Annotated in this window: 11 protein-coding genes and 1 pseudogene; 7 read left to right on the top strand and 5 right to left on the bottom strand. The window is 50.8% G+C overall.

Features of this window, described 5'->3' with window-relative positions; translation table 11 throughout:
- Nucleotides 1-74 precede the first annotated feature (74 nt).
- Both IX84_RS34460 and IX84_RS01565 read left to right on the top strand, forming a co-directional pair.
- Nucleotides 75-218, top strand: a pseudogene (locus IX84_RS34460) (transposase); the annotation flags it as partial.
- Nucleotides 219-657: 439 nt separating this feature from the next.
- Entirely contained in the window at nucleotides 658-1,260 is a 603-nt protein-coding gene (locus IX84_RS01565; protein ID WP_044215997.1) for a hypothetical protein, read from the top strand.
- A gap of 150 nt (nucleotides 1,261-1,410) precedes the next feature.
- Here the strand turns inward: IX84_RS01565 and IX84_RS01570 are convergent, their stop codons facing one another.
- Nucleotides 1,411-7,803: a T9SS type A sorting domain-containing protein gene (locus tag IX84_RS01570; protein ID WP_044215999.1), complete on the bottom strand. Its 6,393-nt coding sequence runs from the start codon at nucleotides 7,801-7,803 to the stop codon at nucleotides 1,411-1,413.
- A gap of 369 nt (nucleotides 7,804-8,172) precedes the next feature.
- Entirely contained in the window at nucleotides 8,173-10,887 is a 2,715-nt protein-coding gene (locus IX84_RS01575) for a PD-(D/E)XK nuclease family protein (RefSeq protein WP_044216001.1), read from the bottom strand.
- A 210-nt stretch (nucleotides 10,888-11,097) separates the two neighbouring features.
- On the opposite strand from IX84_RS01575, the gene IX84_RS01580 reads away from it, so the two are divergent.
- Entirely contained in the window at nucleotides 11,098-11,496 is a 399-nt protein-coding gene (locus IX84_RS01580; protein ID WP_044216003.1) for a hypothetical protein, read from the top strand.
- Between the two features lie 12 nt (nucleotides 11,497-11,508).
- On the opposite strand, the gene IX84_RS01585 is transcribed toward IX84_RS01580, so the two are convergent.
- A complete protein-coding gene (locus tag IX84_RS01585; protein WP_044216004.1) occupies nucleotides 11,509-11,886 on the bottom strand; it encodes an START-like domain-containing protein in 378 nt (125 codons plus the stop codon).
- Nucleotides 11,887-12,452: 566 nt separating this feature from the next.
- On the opposite strand from IX84_RS01585, the gene IX84_RS01590 reads away from it, so the two are divergent.
- The gene (locus tag IX84_RS01590; RefSeq protein WP_044149981.1) at nucleotides 12,453-13,322 is read left to right on the top strand and encodes a sigma-70 family RNA polymerase sigma factor; all 870 of its coding nucleotides are present in this window, start codon (nucleotides 12,453-12,455) and stop codon (nucleotides 13,320-13,322) included.
- An 82-nt stretch (nucleotides 13,323-13,404) separates the two neighbouring features.
- On the opposite strand, the gene gpmI is transcribed toward IX84_RS01590, so the two are convergent.
- Complete coding sequence (gpmI, locus tag IX84_RS01595) at nucleotides 13,405-14,934, bottom strand: 2,3-bisphosphoglycerate-independent phosphoglycerate mutase (protein WP_044216006.1); 1,530 nt, start codon at nucleotides 14,932-14,934, stop codon at nucleotides 13,405-13,407.
- A 391-nt stretch (nucleotides 14,935-15,325) separates the two neighbouring features.
- Between gpmI and IX84_RS01600 the strand changes: the two genes are divergently transcribed.
- Both IX84_RS01600 and IX84_RS01605 read left to right on the top strand, forming a co-directional pair.
- Nucleotides 15,326-15,742 (top strand): hypothetical protein, encoded by a 417-nt coding sequence (locus IX84_RS01600; RefSeq protein WP_052515683.1) that lies wholly within the window; start codon nucleotides 15,326-15,328, stop codon nucleotides 15,740-15,742.
- Nucleotides 15,732-15,938, top strand: coding sequence for a helix-turn-helix transcriptional regulator (locus IX84_RS01605; protein ID WP_044216007.1), 207 nt, complete (start codon nucleotides 15,732-15,734; stop codon nucleotides 15,936-15,938). Before IX84_RS01600 ends, IX84_RS01605 begins: the two co-directional genes overlap by 11 nt.
- A gap of 85 nt (nucleotides 15,939-16,023) precedes the next feature.
- Here the strand turns inward: IX84_RS01605 and ileS are convergent, their stop codons facing one another.
- Nucleotides 16,024-19,335 carry an isoleucine--tRNA ligase gene (gene ileS, locus IX84_RS01610; RefSeq protein ID WP_044216009.1) on the bottom strand — a complete coding sequence of 1,104 codons (3,312 nt, stop codon included), beginning with the start codon at nucleotides 19,333-19,335 and terminating at the stop codon, nucleotides 16,024-16,026.
- A 380-nt stretch (nucleotides 19,336-19,715) separates the two neighbouring features.
- Here ileS and IX84_RS01615 point away from each other — a divergent pair, with 380 nt between their 5' ends.
- On the top strand, nucleotides 19,716-20,345 hold the full coding sequence (locus tag IX84_RS01615; RefSeq protein WP_044216011.1) for an ABC transporter ATP-binding protein: 630 nt from the start codon (nucleotides 19,716-19,718) through the stop codon (nucleotides 20,343-20,345).
- Nucleotide 20,346 lies beyond the last annotated feature (1 nt).

Here is a 20,346-nt window from a genome sequence, read left to right on the forward strand (position 1 = left end):
ACAATTACGCTGACAAAATCTTCATCTGGCATGACCGGACCCGATATGACCGACCTTTGTATCTGTTGACCAGCTTGGAATATGGCCCGCAAGCCGAAACATATTACCGAAAGAGGTATCACATTGAAACCTTTTTCGGCGATATCAAATCTCGCGGATTCCACATTCATAAAACCAGGATTGAAGAGCCTCAAACCTTGTTCAATCTCTTGATCGTGGCTAGCCTGGCTTTCATCATCTGTATCTTGTTCGAGTTTGATGCCCGAACCTCAGCCCAGTTGGGTAAATTCTGCCGTAAAGACCGAATCGATAGCTTGTCCGTGTTTCAGATTGGACTGAGGGCTGTCCGATTTTATGTCAGGCATGCTTTAAATCTTTCTTTCCAATTTTCAAAGAACTTCCCGTAAAATAAAAGTGTACGGCAATGAAATGGCGTTTGGAAATCGAACTAAACACAAAAATAAAATTTCTAAACTGAACAGAAAAGACAGCTGTTCTTTTAGTCGTTTTAAGGAGGTAAAAAAGCCCGTTTTGTAGTCTGTTGGCTAGTTTTGCTGCCCGGCCCAACGAAACATCGCTAATTTTACGACTTTAGATAGAAGACTCGACTGTTTATTTATTTTTACCAACCGATCAACTTTGCAAAAACTGCCAATTATGAAAAAGATAATGCAATTTGCCTTTCCTGTATTCATGCTGTTAGCTATCGCCCAAAACACAGCTACAGCACAGCGCAGCGACACAGACCGCTACTTCGACGAAAGCCAGGGGTTTACACACCGGCTTTGGTATGGGGGGGGAATCATCCTGGGCTTTTTTGGCGCCAATGGGGAAAGTACATTCTCTCTGGGGGCTACTCCGCTCATTGGTTATAAGATCACTGATAACTTTTCTGTAGGGCCACGCTTTTCACTAATATACACCCACTACCGGCTACAAACCGGATTAGACCGGGTAACGACTACCAATCTCTTTGATTATGGCATTGGGGCATTTACGCGTTATAAAGTATTCCGCAGCTTCTTCATCCATTTAGAGTACGGGGCTGATAATGAAGAGTTTGTAACCGAATATGATAGTTTCAATGATGAAATCATCAGCACAAGATCCATCCGTAGCAATGCCTACGTTGGAGCAGGTTACAATGATGGGAACGGTATCTGGGGGTATGACATTTACCTGCTCTACAATACATTAGCGCCGGAAAACAGCCTTGGCCCACCCATTGAGTTTCGCTTCGGCCTGACTTATAATTTCTAATGGATGGAATCGCAGATACGCTTAACCATCCAGGTCCCTCAAGGGAAAGCTCTTCTGTGATCGTATTTCGTTCCTGACATTTTCAGTAATCGAAAAGCCGGTATCAAATTGCTCTGATACCGGCTTTTCTATACCTTTTACCGAACTATTTTAACGGCCGCCGACCATCACCTTAACAGCTTTGGCAGCATCACCGTTTTGCAGGTGCAGTACGTACAGCCCTGGTACCCAGTTGGCCACCTCAAAGGTGTGGTTGTTGGTCCCCTTGGCCGTTTCTAGGCGTACCGTTTCCACGAGTTGCCCCTGACTGTTCAGCACCCGGAGGATACTCTGCGGAGCCGCCGCCTCTTCCAGGAAGAACTGCACGTTCAGGAACTGTGTAGCTGGATTTGGTGCAGCAGCCAGGCTGAGGATAGCATCAGGCCCGGCTGTACGTTCCACCGTTAGCTCGCCTAGAGTCGGTGCCTCTACCCGGTTTACCGTGATAAAGTTGCCGGAAAGGTCCCAGCAATCTTCGCTCAGCATGTCTGTACCGGCATTGCTGCCCGGGAACGCAAACAGCTCACCGGTATAGGAAAGCCCCCAAATCCGGCTTACGCCCACTGAGGTATTCTCGAAGTCGTAAGTCCCATCAACGGAAATATCCAGGATATGGTTATCGGTATCCGTAATCAGGTACAGATAAGGTATGTTCTGGCTTGCGCCCAAATTGATAAAGGACAGCAAGTCAGGCATGGTATCCCCTACCGTTACGGTCACTTCGTCCTCACCATTATCAGTAAAAATGGTGCCTGCTTCCGGCCCTTCGTACACTACAGTAATGTAATTCTCCGAATACTCGAAGCAGTCTGCTGATGCTGGCGTAGTTGGGATTTCATTCCCAAAATTAAGGCTCAGGTCCCCTTCCAGACTCACGCCCCAAATGTGGTAGATACCCGGCATCGCGCCCTCAAAGTCAATCACATCAATTTCGATATCATCTACGATGACCTGATTATTCTGGTTCGTAATGATGTAACGATAGATCGGATCCTGACTGGTCGTGGAAACCACTACAAAGTCGGGCGCATTACCGCCAGGGCAGATGTACACGGTATCTGTACCGCCAACTTCAGACAAAACTCCGCCGTCCACAGCAGGGCCACGGGTGATCGTCAGGAAGTTATCAGAAAGTTCGTAGCAGCTCGTAGAGAGCTCAATGGCGGCGGCATCCTCTCCGAAAAGGTCATTAAGCAGGCCGCTGTAGGACAAGCCCCAGATGCGGAATACGCCTTCCGGCAATTGAGCAAAGTTGAAGCTGCTGCTTTCGATCGTATCAATGACGATGTTGTTGACATCCGTAAGCAGGTAGAGGTAGCTGTTGAAAGAACCGCTTGTGGTTACAAACTCCACCGTGCCATCAGTTGGCCCAAGACAAACCAGGAGATCGGTTTCGCCGCCACCTGTGGTCAGGCTTCCGCCTTCGGGTGCATCTCTGAGAACCGTAACAAAGTTGTCCGAAAGGTCTGCACAGCCATCAGAAAGCTGAATATTGGTCACCACCTGACCCGGTCCTGCCAGTAGGTTACCGGTGTAGGAAATGCCATAAATCCTTGCCGCCCCGCTACCGGAGGTCTCAAAGTCAAACTGATTCCCGCCCGGAACAAAACCGAGGATAATGCCAGCATCATTCGTCAGCGCGTAGGTGTAGTTGGCACCCGTGGCAGTTGAGCTGTTGGAGAACGTGATGACATTAGGCTCTCCGTCTCCCTGACAGATGCTGATCACATCCTGACCAATGCCTAAGTCAGTGAAGATGACACCGCCGTCCACGCCTACTGCATTGATCTCGACAAACTGCCCCGTCAGGTCGTAGCAATCATCAGAAAGTGGATCAATGAAGATATTAGCACCCGGAAGGACGGAAATCTGCCCAGTATAGGACACACCATAGATACGGTAAGTCCCTTCCTGAATATTTTCAAAATCAAAGACTGAATCAATCGCACTTACCAGGAAGTCATTCTCATCCGTAATCAGGTAAGCATAGGGATTATCAGAAGCCCCGGTAACTTCAAAAGCCACAGAGTCCGCCACACCGTCCCCGACGCAAAGGTCCAGGCTGATTGGGCCGGCAACCGTCCCGATAGAACCAGCATTAGGCTCTACACGAATAATCGTGATGAAGTTATCGGAAAGGTCAAAACAGTCATCGCTAAGTTCGACTACGCCAGCGTCATCTCCTACTTGTGCGGTGATATTACCCGTGTAGGCAAGCCCCCATACGCGGGCCACGCCCTCGCCCAGCGGCTCAAAATCGTAGCTGTCGCCTGCTATCAGATCAAGGATTACATTGTTCTCATCGGTGAGGACATAGGTGTAAAGACCTGCTGTGCCAGTGCTGTCAAAAACAAGCACATCTTCCATACCGTCACCAGGACAAGTTACGACCTCGGTTTCTCCATCCGTAGTCGCCACCATACCGCCATCCGGTACCTGACTGAAAATGGAAACAAAGTTATCCGATACAGTGAAGCAGTCATCCGCCAGCACATCGGTATTCACATCTGCACCAATTAGGATTGTAGCCAGGTTCCCGGCATAAGCCAGACCATATATACGGTAATCATTCTCTGCAAACTCATCGAAATCTACCTGATCTTCAGTAATGGTCGTCAGAATGATATCATTTTCATCAGTGAGCAGGTAGATAAAGCTGCCCGACACGCCTGCGCTGTCAAGGCTAACGATATCTTGCACACCATTGCCAGGGCAAACATACAGTTCGGTTGCACCGCCTTCGATACGAACAATGCCACCATTCGGCACTTCACGGACTATAGTGATAAAGTTATCGGAAAGGTCGAAGCAATCATCACTCAATGGCACATCCGCCGCATTATCGCCGGGCGCCGCAGTGATGGTTCCGGTATACGCCAGTCCCCATACACGGCTGATGCCGATACCGCCTGCATCAAAATCAAATGCATCGGAGGTGATCAAATCGATGATTACATTATTGGTGTCCGTCAGTACATAAACATACTGTCCGGCTGTTCCTGTGCTGTCGAAAGTCACGACATCGGCATTGCCGTCGCCAGGGCAGGTTGTCACCATTTCAGCGCCGGAGGTTGTCGAAACCATACCGCCCTCCGGAGTTTCCCGCAGTACAGTGATGAAGTTGTCGGACAGATCGAAGCAGTCATCGCTCAGCCCTACTGCAGCGGCATCATCTCCTACATTAGCGGTGATATTACCCGTATAAGCCAAGCCCCAAATTCGGCAAGTTCCCGCAGGAGCGCCGTCCAGGTCGAAGGCATCGCCGGAAGGCAAGTCCAAAATGATATTGTTGTCGTCTGTAATCACGTAAGTGTATAAACCGGCAGAAGTATTGGCGCTGTCCGCCATGATAATATCCGGCATACCGTCGCCAGGGCAGGTGTAAATTGTAGTCTCGCCATTTGGCATAGCTACTGTACCGCCCTCCGGCACTTCACGAACTACAGTGATGAAGTTCTGAGAAAGATCAAAGCACTGATCGGCCAGTGCAACAGCAGACGCGGTATCACCAACCTCTGCCGTGATATTGCCAACGTAGGACAAGCCCCAAATCCGGCAATTACCGGCCGGTGCACCGTCAAAGTCGAAGGTATCGCCACCCGGCAAGTCCAGGATGACGTTGTTCTCATCCGTAATCACATAAGTAAATGGCGTAATTGCAGCCAGAATACTGTCCACAGAGACGATATCCGCCACGCCATCACCCGGGCAGGTGTAGACGGTTGTTTCACCATCTTCTGTGGTAATCTCGCCGCCAAAGGGCACTTCGCGGATGACGTCCACAAAGTTTTCAGAAAGGCTGAAGCAGTCGTCGCTAAGCATTGCCGTGGAAGCCGTATCTCCCGGCTCGGCAATCAGGTTGCCGGTGTAAGCCAGGCCCCAAACCCGCACAATACCGGTTTGATTGGTCTCGAAGTCGTAGACATCCACCGGGAAGGCATCGAGGATAATGTTTTGCTGGTCTGTAACCACATAAATGAAGTTGGGCCCTACCACGCCGGCGCTGTCAAAGGCCAACACATTGGAAAGGCTGTCGTCCGGGCAAATAAAGGCAAGGTCACCACCGCCTTCCAGCTCCACCGTTCCACCTACGGGTACCTCACGCACAACGGTGATGAAGTTGTCGGAAAGATCAAAGCAATCATCGCTCAGCATCGCTACGGAAGCGGTGTCGCCAATCATTGCCGATATTGCCCCCGTATAAGCGACCCCCCAAACACGAACAATCCCAGTCTGATTGGTCTCAAAGTCGTAGCTGTTACCATTGACAAAATCCAGGATCACATTATCCTCGTCTGTGATGACATAGGCAAATGGCCCCGGATAAGTACCCATGCGCTCAAAAGTGAGGACATCAGCCATCCCATCGCCAGGACAGGTAAAGGCCTCTGTAATCCCACCGTCCAGGCTGATTGTTCCACCATCCGGTGTTTGACGAATCACCGTTATGAAGTTTTCAGAAAGGCTGAAACACTCATCGGTCAGTTCCACATCGGAAGCAATATCACCTACTTCGGCAGTGATGTTGCCGGAGTAAGCCAGGCCCCAAACCCGGCACGTACCAGCAGGGGCATCGTCAAAATCAAAGCTGTCGCCGCCCGGCAGGGCCAGGATTTCATTATTCTCATCCGTAATCACGTAGGTGTAAGCGCCCTGAGAAGTACCGGCGCTATCGAACTCAATGACGTCTGCCACTCCATCACCAGGGCAGGTAAAGACGGTGGTCTCTCCGTCTTCGGTGGCTACGGTGCCACCATTAGGCGTTTCCACAATTACGGTGACAAAATTATCAGAAAGATCATTACACTCATCAGAAAGTATTACTGCTGAGGCATCATCTCCTGCCCCGGCCGTGAGGTTGCCGGTGTAAGCCAGGCCCCAGGCATAGTAAGTGCCTTCTATGAGTGCATCAAAATCGTAAGTGTCTCCATCTGCCAGGTCTACGATGATTAGCTCATCAGTAGTGATGACATAGGCGTAAGTACCCGTGGAAGTACCCGTCGTTTCAAAGCCGATCACATTAGGCGTGCCATCAGGGCATACGATGATGGGGTCAAGCCCGCTCACTGCGGCCACTGTACCTCCTTCCACCGCTTCGCGCCGGACAGTGATGAAGTTCTCTGATAAGCCAAAGCAGCCATCAGCCAATGCTGCAGTAGCGGCGTTATCGCCAACCTCCGCCAGAAGTGTTCCACCGTAAGCCAGGCCCCAAACCCGGCAAACGCCCACATCGGTGCCTTCAAAATCGAAGCTCCCGGAAGGGGCTATCGCAAGGATATTGTTATCGGTATCTGTTATCAGGTAGGTATATTCGTCCGCTCCGGCTGAAGTATTGACAAATCCAAGTATATCAGCTACACCGTCACCTACACAAACGAAGGTCTCATCGCCACCATCTTCAAGCCGCACAGTAGCGCCATCCGCTTCCTGACGATCTACCGTGACAAAATTGTCAGAAAGGTTGAAGCAACCGTCCGAAAGGTCAGTTGCGGCAGCATCCATACCTTCCATTGCGGTAAGGTTGCCCGTATAGGAAAGCCCCCAAACCCGGCAAATACCGACAGGAGCATCTTCAAAGTCGAAGCTGTCACCACTGACAATACTTAGGATGACGTTATTCTCATCAGTCACCACATAAACATAGGGAGCAGTAGCGGTGGTTTGGTTGGTGAAGGTCAACACATCAGCCTGCCCGTCATTCACACAAACCAGTGCTTCTGTGCTGCCATCTTCGAGGGCCACGGTGCCCCCATCAGGTAAGGCACGGTCGATCTCAATAAAGTTGTCAGAAAGCCCAAAGCATTCTTCTGCCAGTTGTGTGGCAGCGGCATCGTCTCCGGGCTGAGCCAGCAAGCCTCCGGCGTAAGCCAGGCCCCAGACCCGGTAATTGCCTTCCGGCAAAAGGTCGAAGTCATAGCTGTCGCCATCAATGATTTCAATGATAATATTGTTCTCGTCCGTGAGCAGGTAAACATAGCCTGCCGTCATATCGCCTGTAGAAGTAAAGGACAGCACGTCCGAGATGCCGTCTTCCGGGCAAATGAACTGTGATGTACTGCCATCAGAGAGCGATACGTCTCCTCCATCGGGCACGAAGTTGATCACCGGAATGAAGTTGGTGGTCAGGGCGCCACAAATGGAGGCGAGGTCAGCCGTTTCGGCATTCTGTCCGGGCTCTGCGGTAACCTGCCCCAGCCAGGCAAACGCCCAAACCCGAAAGTTGCCTGCACCCAGCCCTTCGAAGCTCAGGGTGTTGTCGATGCTTACCTGCAGGATGGTGTTGTCCTCATCCGTGATGAGAAAACCAAATGGCATCGCCAGGGTACTGGTCGAGAAGTCGTAGGTCTCTGCCAGCCCATCACCTTCACAGGTGACGATTTCCGTTCCTCCTCCACGCAGCTCAATGGTTGCGTAATCAATACAATTGACCGGGAATTGGGCCCAAGCCGTTGTGGACGCGAACAACAGGCTCAGTATCCCGAGTAGTAGACTTTTGACCTTCATAGATAATTGCGGTTTTACTTTTTATTCTGACAGCTGCAAATCTGATGCCAGCTTCTTTTAGTTTGAAATCAAAGGCTTTTACCAGCTGCCAAAATAGTTGTTAGTTATTTTGGAATTATGAAATAGCTGAACTCAATCATTCAGTGCTGCGCAAGATAGCACTGATGCTGTAATAATGAATCCATCAAAAAACAAATGAGGGGTAATTTGTCCTGACGATTCTGCAAAACACATGTCATTCGTCAGGTTTGTATACGCAAATACGTAGAGTAGGTTTCCCAAAGCGTTAGCAATGCGCTCTTTACAGAATACGTTGACAAGTTATTATAATTTTTTCTATAAAAAAAGCTCCGGTTCGAAATTTGGGGGTCAATCACATAAGTTTATCAACACCTGATAGTCATCGAAAGCGGCATTCTCTGCTTTCATTTCCAGCATTTCCAGCCATGGAGCATCTGCATAGTGTGCGTCGAGGTCAGCGGCGGTTTCCTCACACCGGATTTCTACCTGCCCGTTTTGGATTTGTGCCAATCTCCAGTTGTAGGTTTTGATCATGCGGTCCCAGATACGCTGATTGACCTCGCCCGTATCGGTGTCAGGCATAATAGCTTCAGCTGCCTTAAAAGCATGATTGTTCCGGGCAAGGATCTTCCCTTTATTGATGATGTAGAAAGCGGTGTGTGGCCAACCTCTATCCTGCCCCAGCATCTTAGCGTACAATACTAACTGTAAATCTTCTTCATTGCGCAACAGGGCCTCCCGGTACCCCATACCCGACCATTTGAGATCGAGAATACAGTACTCTTCGCCTCGCTTGAGCACCAGGTCAGCATAACCTTTCAGATGAGCGCTCACAAAAGTACCTTCCAGGGCTTGCTCGGTAGCAGCAATAGCCCAGCCACCTTCCTGAATATGCCGGATCAGATTCCAGGCCGAGCGCTTGACCAGTTCCATAAAACGGACCCGCTCCGGCTCTCTGCCGTACATCAGCAATACGGTACCTTCTTTTTTTAGCAGCTCCTGCTCAATAGACTCCAGGTAGCGGACTACCTGCTCCTGCGTCCATCGGTGGGCCGATTCTTGCTTTAGCAGCTCTTCAAAAAACCGGTGCGCCAGATTGCCCTGCAACGCCCGCTCATCTACAATGCTTAGGAGAGCAGAAGGGCGGAGGTCCGCCTTGTAACGGAACAGCCATTTGTGTGGATAATAAAACAAATCACTCAGGCTGCTGTAGGATGCCCTTTCTTCCGGCTTAGCCAAATGCCCTGCACCTTTTATAATATGAATGAACGGTACCGGGCGACCGAGCCCACGAACCTGCAGGGAAGTCGTGGCAGGAGGGGCAAACCACCTTTCGAGCCCGCCTTCTTCCAGGGTACAAATGATCTGCTCCAGCCCTTCACAACGGGCTTCCAGGTCTCCCATAATCGGGTGCGGGTTCACTTCCTGCCCATTGATGTGCTCAGGTGCCACAAGCATCAGCCGGTCAGTGGCATGTAACAAAGGCCTGAGCCGGTGCCATAGCTGCAGTGCATTTTCCTGCTCCGGCCCCGTGAGTTTTATGCCCTCCTTGGTAAGGTATTGACGTTCCGGTTCGTACCAGCGGGAAAAAAAGTAAGCTTTCTCTGCCTGAGCGAAGTTCCACCAAACCAGGTCACTAACCGGCCCTGTAACACTGCCGGCTCTATTGGTATACCGCAGGAAGCCCTGAGCACGGCGGTTGAGCTGTACCGGAGCAGGTTCGTAAATCGTGCGCACCACCCGTTCCAATTCCAGTGCAGTCAGCTGTTCTTCCGGCAGGGCATAAAGCAGGGCACTAATCCGGCGTGCCTGTTCGGCCAATACCAGGAAGGAAGTGTTATTGCTGTTTTCCCCCTCTGTATAGGCCTGCGCCCAGTTCGCAAGATAATCGAAAACCTCGATGGCCTGCGACTTAGGTACCCGGCCGGATACCGGAAACCGATCCCGCTTGAACCAGAATTTGTACTGCTGCCCTGCCCGCACCGGGTCATCTTCACTGGGGCTGCCGGAGGCTTCCTCTTCAAGTGCTCTAAAATAAGCTGCAATTGTAGTGCTCCACTTTTCTCCGAACAGCCCGGGCCGTTCAGCCATCAGCAAGGCAATTTTATTAGCCAGCCCTCTTTCAAGGGGCTTCACCGCCAACGAAACGAACTCCATGACTTTATAAGGGTCGATCGGCTCCCAGAGAAAAACCGTGGCCAGCTTCAGTACTTGCAGGGTTGGGCGGGCCAGAGAAGCCGAAAGCAGCCCCAGTTCAGGGAGCCCTTCCTGTGAAAGAGCGTGCTCCAGGGACTGACACTGACCGGGTACTACCAGAGCAGGGCGGTAGCTTTCATTCTGACGCAGCAAACTGGCAAAATAGGCTGATAGCTCCGTATCTCTTTTCCCCTGAAGCAAAAGGAGAGAGCCGTCACCCTTCAAACGCACTTTCTCAGGTTTGCCCTTCACATCCGCCAGCAGACTACTCTGCAGGCGGGCGAGGTCACTGTCTCCATTTGCCTGAGGCGGGGCATTCCAAACCATTTCAAGGCCTTGGCTGTACAGGGCTTCAAGCAGCCTTTGGATCCCATTCGGCAGCAATTCCTGAGGTTCCTGGCAGACTAGTTTTTCGAAAGGCAGCTCCCCCTTTTCCACTTCGGCAATGATTTCGATCAGCCGGTCAGCAAAACCAGTGGCCAGCCCTACGGACAAGCCTTTTATCCGGGCTTCCAGTTCGGCAATACATTTTAGCCGTTCCGGCATCCCGGGGTGGCGTTCAAAATCCCAGCCCGCCATCATCAACTCATCCCGCCGCCCAAGCATATCAGTAGCTACGGCGAAAGGGTCGGTCTGAAAAGAGGCGCTGAAAAAGGCACCAGGAGCTGAGCGCAGGTAATGCCCCAATTGCTGACGGTACTGTTCAATGCGCAGGTACTCGTTATCTTTGGGAATGTCAGGCAGGCCTAATATGGTTTCGAGATAGCGCACCAGCCCCTGCGGCCCAAATACTGCCTGACCGGACTGATTGGTGCTTATGGCGGGCAAGGGCGCATCATCGAGGGTCATCCCAAAGGTTACGATCATCTTTTTAAAGGCTTAAAATGGTAAAATCAGGTTTACGAATAAGGTTGTTGCGGACCACAGGGCACAACCGCCGCAAAGCCACTGAAAATAAATATACGTATTCTCTACAGAAGAAAGCGCTGTGAATCTGTGTAATTTTTCTTATTTTGGACCTTATTCCCTCCATTTTTCACCCCCTCCATTTTATTTGAAAAGATAACACAAATAGCCATGAAGACTTCATTGTTTGCTATGCTGATCAGCTTGATTTTCTTAACAGCCGCTGCTCCGGTTCAGGCAGCGGTAGCAGTTCCGGAGGCAGCTTTGTCCCAAAAAGAACAGCGCACCCTTCGCCGGTTTGACCGGCAACAAAAGCGATTGGAAAAGCGCGTGGAACGTTGGAAAGAACGAGCACAAAGAAAGGTAGCTTCCGAAAACAACGCCGGCAAGCGCACCCTGAGCCTTATTTTAGGGAGTGCAATGCTTGTAGGCGGTATCGTATTGGGTGTTATTGCTTTTGGTGGTTCGGCAGGAGGCTTTTTCTTTTTCCTTGCGGGGCTTCTGTTGGTGGGCGCAGTAATCCTGCTGCTTTTCGCGCTTTTGAAAAAAGATAAGCAAACAGAAGATTAAGCTGGGGATTGTTTAGCCCCCCATTTCCTTTCTCAGGTCTTCCATTTGGCTATGCCAAAGCTGCTTTTGATCATCAACTTCATCGTCATCGCAGAAGTCCGTAATGACTAAAATGGTTTCGCCGGTAACCGGAGACTTTGAGATATCAAACTCAAGATATTCTTCTTCTTCTGCCTCCTCCCACCGAAAGCGAAGTTTTTCGTTTTCGATGTCTTCGATCAGTTCGGCTTCTTCTTCGGATCCGCTCCACGAGAAGGTATAGGTCTCTCCCTGAATGTCTACTTCATCACAAAACCAACGGACGAGGCAGGAAGGCGTGGTAAAGAACTTGTAGACGATAGCCGGAGAAGCTTTGAAGATGAATTCTAAGGTAAATTTAACTCTTTCCATGTGCAGTAGGGTTATTGGAAAATCAGGCAGGAAGAATGACGGAGAAGGGGGAAGGCCTGTTGAACATTCGATTGTGCCAACAAGCTTTGCTTCAAATACCGCTACACATCCTATGCTGCCCCACAATAAAGAATAAAAAAATGATTTTTCCAAAAATAAAGGCTCCTCCCCTCCTATGCCCGCCCCATAACAAATAAGGGTGCAACAACCCAAAGCCAAACACCATGCGCACGAAGCCTGCCTTAGCAAAATTTTCAATCCTCTTTTCAGGTTTTTGGATTGCAGGAAACTATCTTAGCCGTTGTGGCGTTGCTTGTATGTAAGTTAAGCCTATATTAAGAGGCTATTGACTTCAAGGCAAAAAAGCCTTATTTTTGTGGGCTGTAAGCCGTTTAAGAACCAAGGCATTTGTAAAGCAGGGCATAAAAACTATGCAGGTAATTCAAGCAACACTTTTTTCCGACCACGGCATCTGCCTGGCTTACGTGATTGAATCCCACCATATCTACTCCGGTTTGCACCGTACAGAACACTACCTTTGTAAACATTAATTAAATTTAGCGTACATGAGACAGCTTAAGATTACTAAGTCTATTACTAATCGTGAGAGTCAATCCCTGGAAAAATACCTTCAGGAGATTGGCAAGGTAGACTTGTTGACTCCAGAGGAGGAAGTGGATCTCGCCAAACGAATCAAGCAGGGCGATCAGGCAGCTCTGGAGAAGCTGACCAAAGCCAACTTGCGCTTCGTTGTATCCGTAGCCAAGCAATATCAGAATCAAGGTCTCTCTCTAAGTGACCTTATTAATGAAGGTAACCTGGGACTGATCAAGGCCGCTCAGCGTTTTGATGAGACCCGTGGTTTCAAATTTATTTCCTACGCCGTTTGGTGGATTCGGCAGTCCATCCTGCAGGCACTGGCAGAGCAGTCCCGTATTGTTCGCCTGCCTCTAAACAAAGTGGGTTCTCTAAACAAGATCAACAAAGCCTTCTCCGAGCTTGAGCAGGAATACGAGCGCGAGCCATCCGCAGACGAACTGGCAGAAACGCTGGAAATTGCTACTGAGGAAGTGGAAACCACCCTTGGGGTAGCCGCCCGCCACGTTTCCATGGATGCACCTTTCGTGGAAGGGGAAGACAACTCCCTGCTCGATGTGCTTGAGAACAGCAGCACTCCGAATACAGACTCCAAGCTGGATTATAAAGAATCACTGCGCCGCGAAATTGAGCGCTCCCTGAGTACGCTAACGGAGCGTCAGTGCGACGTGATCAAGCTTTACTTTGGCATTGGTGTAGAGCACCCTATGTCACTGGAAGATATCGGCGAGAAGTTTGGCCTGACACGGGAGCGTGTCCGCCAAATCAAGGACAAGGCCATCAACAAGCTGCGTTCCGCGAACCGGAGCAAGCTGTTGAAGTCTTACCTTGGCGCTTAATTTGTAACAGACTTAGTACGACATATAAAACGGGGCAGCGGATATCCGCTGCCCCGTTCTTTGTTTGCCTGCTCAGATCGGTTTATACAAACAGGCTCTCTCCATCCATATCCTCAGGAGCACCCAGGCCCAAAATCTCCAAAATGGTAGGCGCGATATCGCCCAGCTTTCCATCCCTGACCTTGCGCCCGTGCGTGTCGGCGGCGATGTAGAAAACCGGGACCGGATTGGTGGTATGCGCCGTGTGGGGCGAGCCGTCAGCGTTGACCATGAAGTCGGAATTGCCATGGTCCGCAATCACTATGGCTTCGTAGTTGTATTCCTGTGCCTTCTCAATGAGGCGCCTCAGGCTTTTGTCTACCGTTTCTACAGCAATTTTCGCGGCTTCAAAGTCACCGGTGTGCCCAACCATATCAGCGTTGGCATAGTTTAGGCAGATGAAGTCCGGTTGATTATCGTCTATATCTGCAATGATGGCATCAGTGACTTCCACTGCGCTCATTTCCGGCTTCAGGTCGTAGGTAGCTACTTTTGGGGAAGGTATAAGAATGCGGTTTTCTCCTTCAAATTCCTGCTCCCGGCCACCGTTGAAGAAGAAGGTAACGTGGGGGTATTTCTCCGTTTCTGCAATGCGGGTTTGGGTAAGCCCGGCTTTGGAAATAACTTCTCCCAGGGTATTTTCGATGTCTTTTTTGTGTAGCATCACATTGACGCCCTTGTAGGTCTCATCGTAGCGGGTCATCGTGACGTAGTGCAGCGGCAGCGTATGCATGCCGTGATCAGGCAAATCTTCCTGTGTAAGGGCAATCGTCAACTGACGGGGGCGGTCGGTACGGAAGTTGAAAAACACCACAGCGTCATCCTCCTGAATGGTGGCTACCGGATTCCCATCCTCTTTGGAACAGATGATTGGCTTCAGGAACTCATCCGTCTCACCAGACTCGTAGCGGTTTTGGATGGTGGTCAGGGCATCCTGCGTAGCTTCTCCCTTTGCATTGACAAGCGCATCATAGGCTATCCGGGTACGCTCCCAACGCTTGTCCCGGTCCATAGCGTAATACCGCCCAACTACAGAAGCCAGCTGTACCGGCTTGCCCTTTACGTGGTCCAGGACCTCCTTTAGGAAGCCTTTTCCACTCTTGGGGTCTGTATCCCGCCCATCGGTGAAGGCGTGGATGTAGATTTTTTCCAATCCAAAGTCAGCAGCAGCATCACAAAGTGCCATCAGGTGACGGTGGTGCGAATGTACGCCCCCATCAGAAACCAACCCCATGAAGTGGAGCGCTTTGCCGTTGTTTTTGGCATACTGCATGGCTTCGACCAGCGTTTCGTTTTGCTGCAATTCTCCGTCGCGAATGGCTTTATTGATACGCGCGAGCTCCTGATATACAATCCGGCCGGCGCCAATATTCAGGTGACCGACTTCAGAATTACCCATCTGCCCCTCCGGCAAACCGACCTGCTCACCGAAGGTCGTCAGTTCTGCATTAGGGTACTGATCATAAAGGCTGTCTACAAATGGCGTATTGCCCTGGGCAATCGCGCTGACTTTCGGGTCCGGGCCATGGCCCCAACCATCAAGGATTACGAGTAATGCACGAGTTTTCTTCATGCTAACAAATGTAGCAAACCGAAAGCATTATGGCAAGCTTCGTGTGGATTAAACACTAATACAGCAGCGTATTTTTTGTAAATCTAAATTTACTTTTTGTAAAACAAACTTGACATTAAGTAAATCTTAGATTACATTTGAATAAAAAACTATGTGGACCAACAATTTTTTACTGCCCCACCGATTCAAGCGCATGGGTTGGGCGCTCCTAGTGGTCTGTCAAGTGTTAATTTATGGGTTGAGTGGGAGCGAATTTTGAGGCTAATCAAGGCGGATGTTCCCGCGCATAGCAGCGCTACGTAAGGGGTTATCCAACGAAGAGTAGCCTCAAAAGTCGCCGCAGGCAACCCCTAGTTTTAGCCTTGACAGACCACTAGTCCCTTCCCTGGCTTTGGGCATAGCGTATCTGATCTGGGAGCCGACTCCTGCATTTCTGGATTGGAATGTATTTTGCATTGCAACTGAAGAAGGGATCGGACTTTTTGACGATGAAAGGAAGTTTTTCTTCTGGATGGAGAACAACGTATATGATGAGTTGGTGAGCCTCTTAATTATTTTCAGTGCAGGTATGGTTGCGTTTTCCGGGTCGGCGCAGGAAGATGAGTTTGTGCAGCGGATCCGTTTAGAATCCCTGGTATGGGCGACGTATGCCAATTATGGTGTTCTTATTTTTGCAATTATTTTCATTTACGGTTTCCCGTTTTTCTGGGTCATCGTGGTCAATATGTTTACGTTGTTATTATTCTTTATAGTCCGTTTTCATTGGATGATGCACCGTGCCGAAAAAGAGATGAACTATGAAGAATAAGCTGAAAATAGAACGGGCCCGGCATAATCTCACTCAGGCAGCCCTGGCCGAGAAGGCAAAAGTGAGCCGGCAAACGATCAATGCCATTGAATCCGGAAAGTATGTCCCTTCTACGGTTCTGGCACTGCGCCTGTCTGCAATCTTTGAATTACCGGTAAATGCCCTTTTCGAGCTGGAAGAGGAGGATTGGAAGTGAAGGAGGCACATTCAAAAAAAATGGTGGCACCTTGATCCATTTCAGGGCGCCACCATACTCTAGCTAAGTTTTAGAATAAACTAGCTTAGGCCTTCTCCACCTGAATCTGCACTTTCACTTCTCCGGGAAGCTCAATTTCCTGCCCATTGGCCACATCAGCTGACAGTTGCAGGTCTGCCGTCAGGGTTTCGGCTTTGATGTAGTCGCCAAATTGCGCTACGGCGGAGGCTACGGCATCAGCTTGCTCCATCACGACCTTAATTTTATCGGTCACCTCGAAGCCGCTGTCTTTGCGGATATTCTGGATCCGGTTGACGATATCACGTGCCATGCCTTCTGCTTCCAGTTCAGGCGTCAGGGTAATGTCCAGGGCTACCGTGAGCGGGCCGTCGTTGGCGACGAGGAGCCCGGGGATATCCTCGGCGGTGATTTCGAAATCCTCCAGCGTTAGCTCATAGGTATTGCCGTTCGCAGCCAGCGTGTATTTGCCGGTTTGCTCGATGTTGGCGATATCCTCCTGTGACATGCCGTTGATCTCCTGCGCAGCTACTTTCATGTCTTTGCCCAGGCGACGGCCGAGGGTTTTGAAGTTCGGCTTGATGCGCTTTTTCAGAACCCCCGAAGTATCGTCCAGGTACTCGATATCTTTCACGTTGACCTCTCCGGCGATGAGCGGCTTGACTTTGTCCACTTGCTCCTGGAAAGACTTATCCAGCACCGGCAGCATGATTTTTTGCAAGGGCTGCCGTACCCGGAGGTCTTCTTTTTTGCGCAAAGCGAAAGTCAGGGAGGAAATCCGCTGAGCGTAGTCCATGCGCTGCTCCAGGGGTTTGTCGATTTTGGACGTATCGGCAGTTGGGAAATCCGCCAAATGGACCGACTCATGGTTTTCCAGCTGAGTGGCCTGATTGAGATTCCGGTAGAGCCAGTCGCCGAAGAAAGGGGAGATGGGCGATAGCAGTTTCGAGACGGTTACCAGACATTCGTAGAGGGTCTGATAAGCCGCGAGTTTATCAGTATCCATCTCTGCGGTTTTGCCGTTCTGCTGCTGAGAAGGCTTCCAGAACCGGCGGCGGCACAAGCGGACGTACCAGTTGCTCAGATTGTCGACCACAAAGGTCTGAATCTTGCGGGCAGCCTGAGTTGGCTCGTAATTACTGTAGTCCTCATCCACCTCTTTCACCAGGCTGTTGAGCAGGCTGATGATCCAACGATCGATTTCCTGACGGTCAGCTAGTGGCAGCTGTGGCTTACTATTGTCAAACTGATCGATATTCGCGTAAAGCGAAAAGAAGGAATAGGTGTTGTAGAGGGTGCCGAAGAACTTCCGCTGTACCTCCCCTACTCCATCGAGGGAAAACTTGAGGTTGTCCCAGGGGTTGGCATTCGCCATCATGTACCAGCGTACGGCATCCGCGCCGTACTCTTCAATCGCACCGAAGGGGTCAACCACATTGCCCTTACTTTTGGACATTTTGTTGCCATCCGCATCGAGTACCAGCCCATTAGATACGACATTCTGATACGCCACACTGTCGAAGACCATCGTAGCGATGGCATGCAGGGTATAGAACCAGCCCCGGGTTTGGTCAACGCCCTCGGCAATGAAGTTAGCCGGGAACTTGCGCTCAAATACGTCTTTGTTCTCAAACGGATAGTGCCACTGCGCGTAGGGCATGGAGCCGGAGTCGAACCACACATCGATAAGGTCTGGCTCGCGGCGCATTTCCTGCCCGCTTTCGGATACCAGGACAACATCATCGATGTAGGGGCGGTGCAGGTCTTCCGGCACTTCCTGGCTTAGGCCGAGTGCCTGATTGGCTTTCTCAATTTCCCTGCGCAACTCTTCCACAGAACCGATGCACTTCTCCTCTTTGGCATCTTCGGTACGCCAGATCGGGAGTGGGATGCCCCAATAGCGGGAGCGGGAGAGGTTCCAGTCCTGCAGATTCTCCAGCCATTTGCCGAAGCGGTTCTCACCGGTAGAGGCCGGCTTCCAGTTGATCGTTTTATTGAGTTCGTACATACGCTCCTTGGCTGCAGTAGCTTTCACAAACCAGCTGTCAAGCGGGTAGTAAAGCACCGGGCGGTCGGTACGCCAGCAGTGTGGGTAGGAGTGCAGGTATTTTTCAGAGTGGAAAAGCTTATTCTCTTCCTTGAGCTTGATGACGATATCGGCATCGACCGGGCGTTCTTCCTCCTGCCCGTAGTCCTTAACGTAGCGGCCAGCAAAATCGGCCACTTCCTGTACAAAGCGCCCCTGCCGGTCCACGAGAGGCATATTATTGCCACCTTCGTCTTTGACCATCAGTGGTGGAATGCCGTACTTGGCCGCCACCTGAAAGTCATCCGCACCAAAAGTAGGCGCGATGTGGACGATACCGGTACCATCCTCTGTTGAGACGAAGTCGCCCAGCAGCACTTTGAAAGCCGGCTTGTCAGGCTGCACATAGGGCATCAGTTGCTCATACTCCATGCCTTCCAGCTCGCTGCCTTTAACCTCTCCAAGGATTTCCAGGTACGGGATGGGCTTATTGCCAGCCTTTACCTCCTCTGGTTTCAGGCCAGGATTGGCTTCCGTGAAGTAGTTATTCAGGCGGTCTTTGGCGAGGATAACCGTACCCGGCTGACCGGTGTAGCGGTTGTAGGCACGCACCTTGACGTAGGTGATGTTTTTGCCTACCGCCAGGGCGGTGTTGGAAGGCAGCGTCCAGGGCGTAGTGGTCCAGGCCAGGAAGTATTCGTCTTCTGTACCCTTGATTTTGAATTGGGCGATGGCAGAGATATCCTTAATATCCTGATAGGTGCCCGGCATATTCAGCTCGTGGGAGCTCAGGCCGGTACCGGCAGCAGGTGAGAAAGGCTGAATGGTAAAGCCTTTGTAAAGCAGGCCTTTGTTGTACAGCTGCTGCAGCAACCACCAAACCGTTTCGATGTAGTCATTTTCGAAGGTGATGTAGGGGTTATCGAGGTCTACCCAATAGCCCATTTTGCGGGTGATGTTGTCCCACATATCTTTGTAGCGCATCACCGTTTCCCGGCACTTGGCGTTGTACTCCTCGACTGTGATTTTGGTGCCGATATCCTCTTTGGTGATGCCGAGCTCTTTCTCCACATTCAGTTCGATAGGCAGACCGTGGGTGTCCCATCCGCCTTTGCGCTCCACGCGCTGCCCTTTCATACTATGGTAGCGACAAAAAAGGTCCTTTACGGTACGGGCCATTACGTGGTGGATACCGGGCTTCCCGTTGGCTGAAGGAGGCCCCTCGTAGAAAACGAAGTTGTTTTCAGCCGGGCGCTGTTCCACACTTTTATTGAAGATATCATGGTCCTCCCAGAATTTGAGGATATCCTGATCGATTTCAGGGAGGTTGAGCTTTTTGTATTCTTTGTACATCACCTTTCGTTTTTACCGGCGCAAAAATAAAAAAAAAGCGCTGCCGAACCTTATCCGACAGCGCTTTCCTGATGTATCAGGCGTTACAAAACATCAGCAGCCTGGCGGATGAGCCGGAGTGGTAATAATGCTGATAATTATGATAGCGGCTTGATACATACGTTCTAAACGATTATTTTACAAGCTTAAGATTTTTTACGCACAAAAGCAAGCAGGTTTTGCACCGGCTTGACCGAACCGCATTCAAGCAGTAACCGGCAGCGGAGGCAATGCTAAGCCCCGGCAGACACCCTGACATTTCACGATATATCCCGAAAAACTCTATCTCCCTTCCATCCTAATCCCCTTATCTTTGTTCCCAGTTTATAAACAACACCTCTATGCTCAAAACCGAAAACCTGGGCTACGCCTATGCCGGCAGCCCGCCACTCCGATTTCCAAACATCGAATGTGCCAAAGGCGAGCACTGGCTGGTGCTGGGCGAGTCCGGCAGTGGAAAAACGACCCTGCTCCACCTTTTGGGCGGGCTGCTCTCCCCAAAGGAAGGCCGCATCGTGCTGGGCGATACAGAGATGAACCAACTTTCCCGCAGTGCTCTTGATCAGTTCCGTGGGCAGCACATCGGCATTATTTTCCAAACGGCGCACTTTGTGCAGAGCCTCAGCGTGGGCGACAACCTGGCACTCGCCCAAAGCCTGGCGGGCATGAAGGTCAACCGGGAGCGCATTCGCGAACTGCTTAGCCGGCTGGGGCTGGAGCACAAACTGCGGTCCAAGCCTTCCCAATTGAGCGTAGGTGAAAAACAGCGGGCATCCATAGCCCGGGCCATCATCAATCAACCAGCGGTCATCCTTGCCGATGAGCCAACCTCAGCCCTGGACGACAGCAACTGCAAACAGGTCATTGAGCTGCTGGAAGAACAGGCACAAGCCGTAAACGCCACCCTCCTGGTCGTCACCCACGACGCCCGCCTCAAAGACCACATTTCCCACCAAATTTCAATCGACTAGC

Origin of the sequence: Phaeodactylibacter xiamenensis, from assembly GCF_000759025.1 — a bacterium.
Classification (GTDB): domain Bacteria; phylum Bacteroidota; class Bacteroidia; order Chitinophagales; family Saprospiraceae; genus Phaeodactylibacter; species Phaeodactylibacter xiamenensis.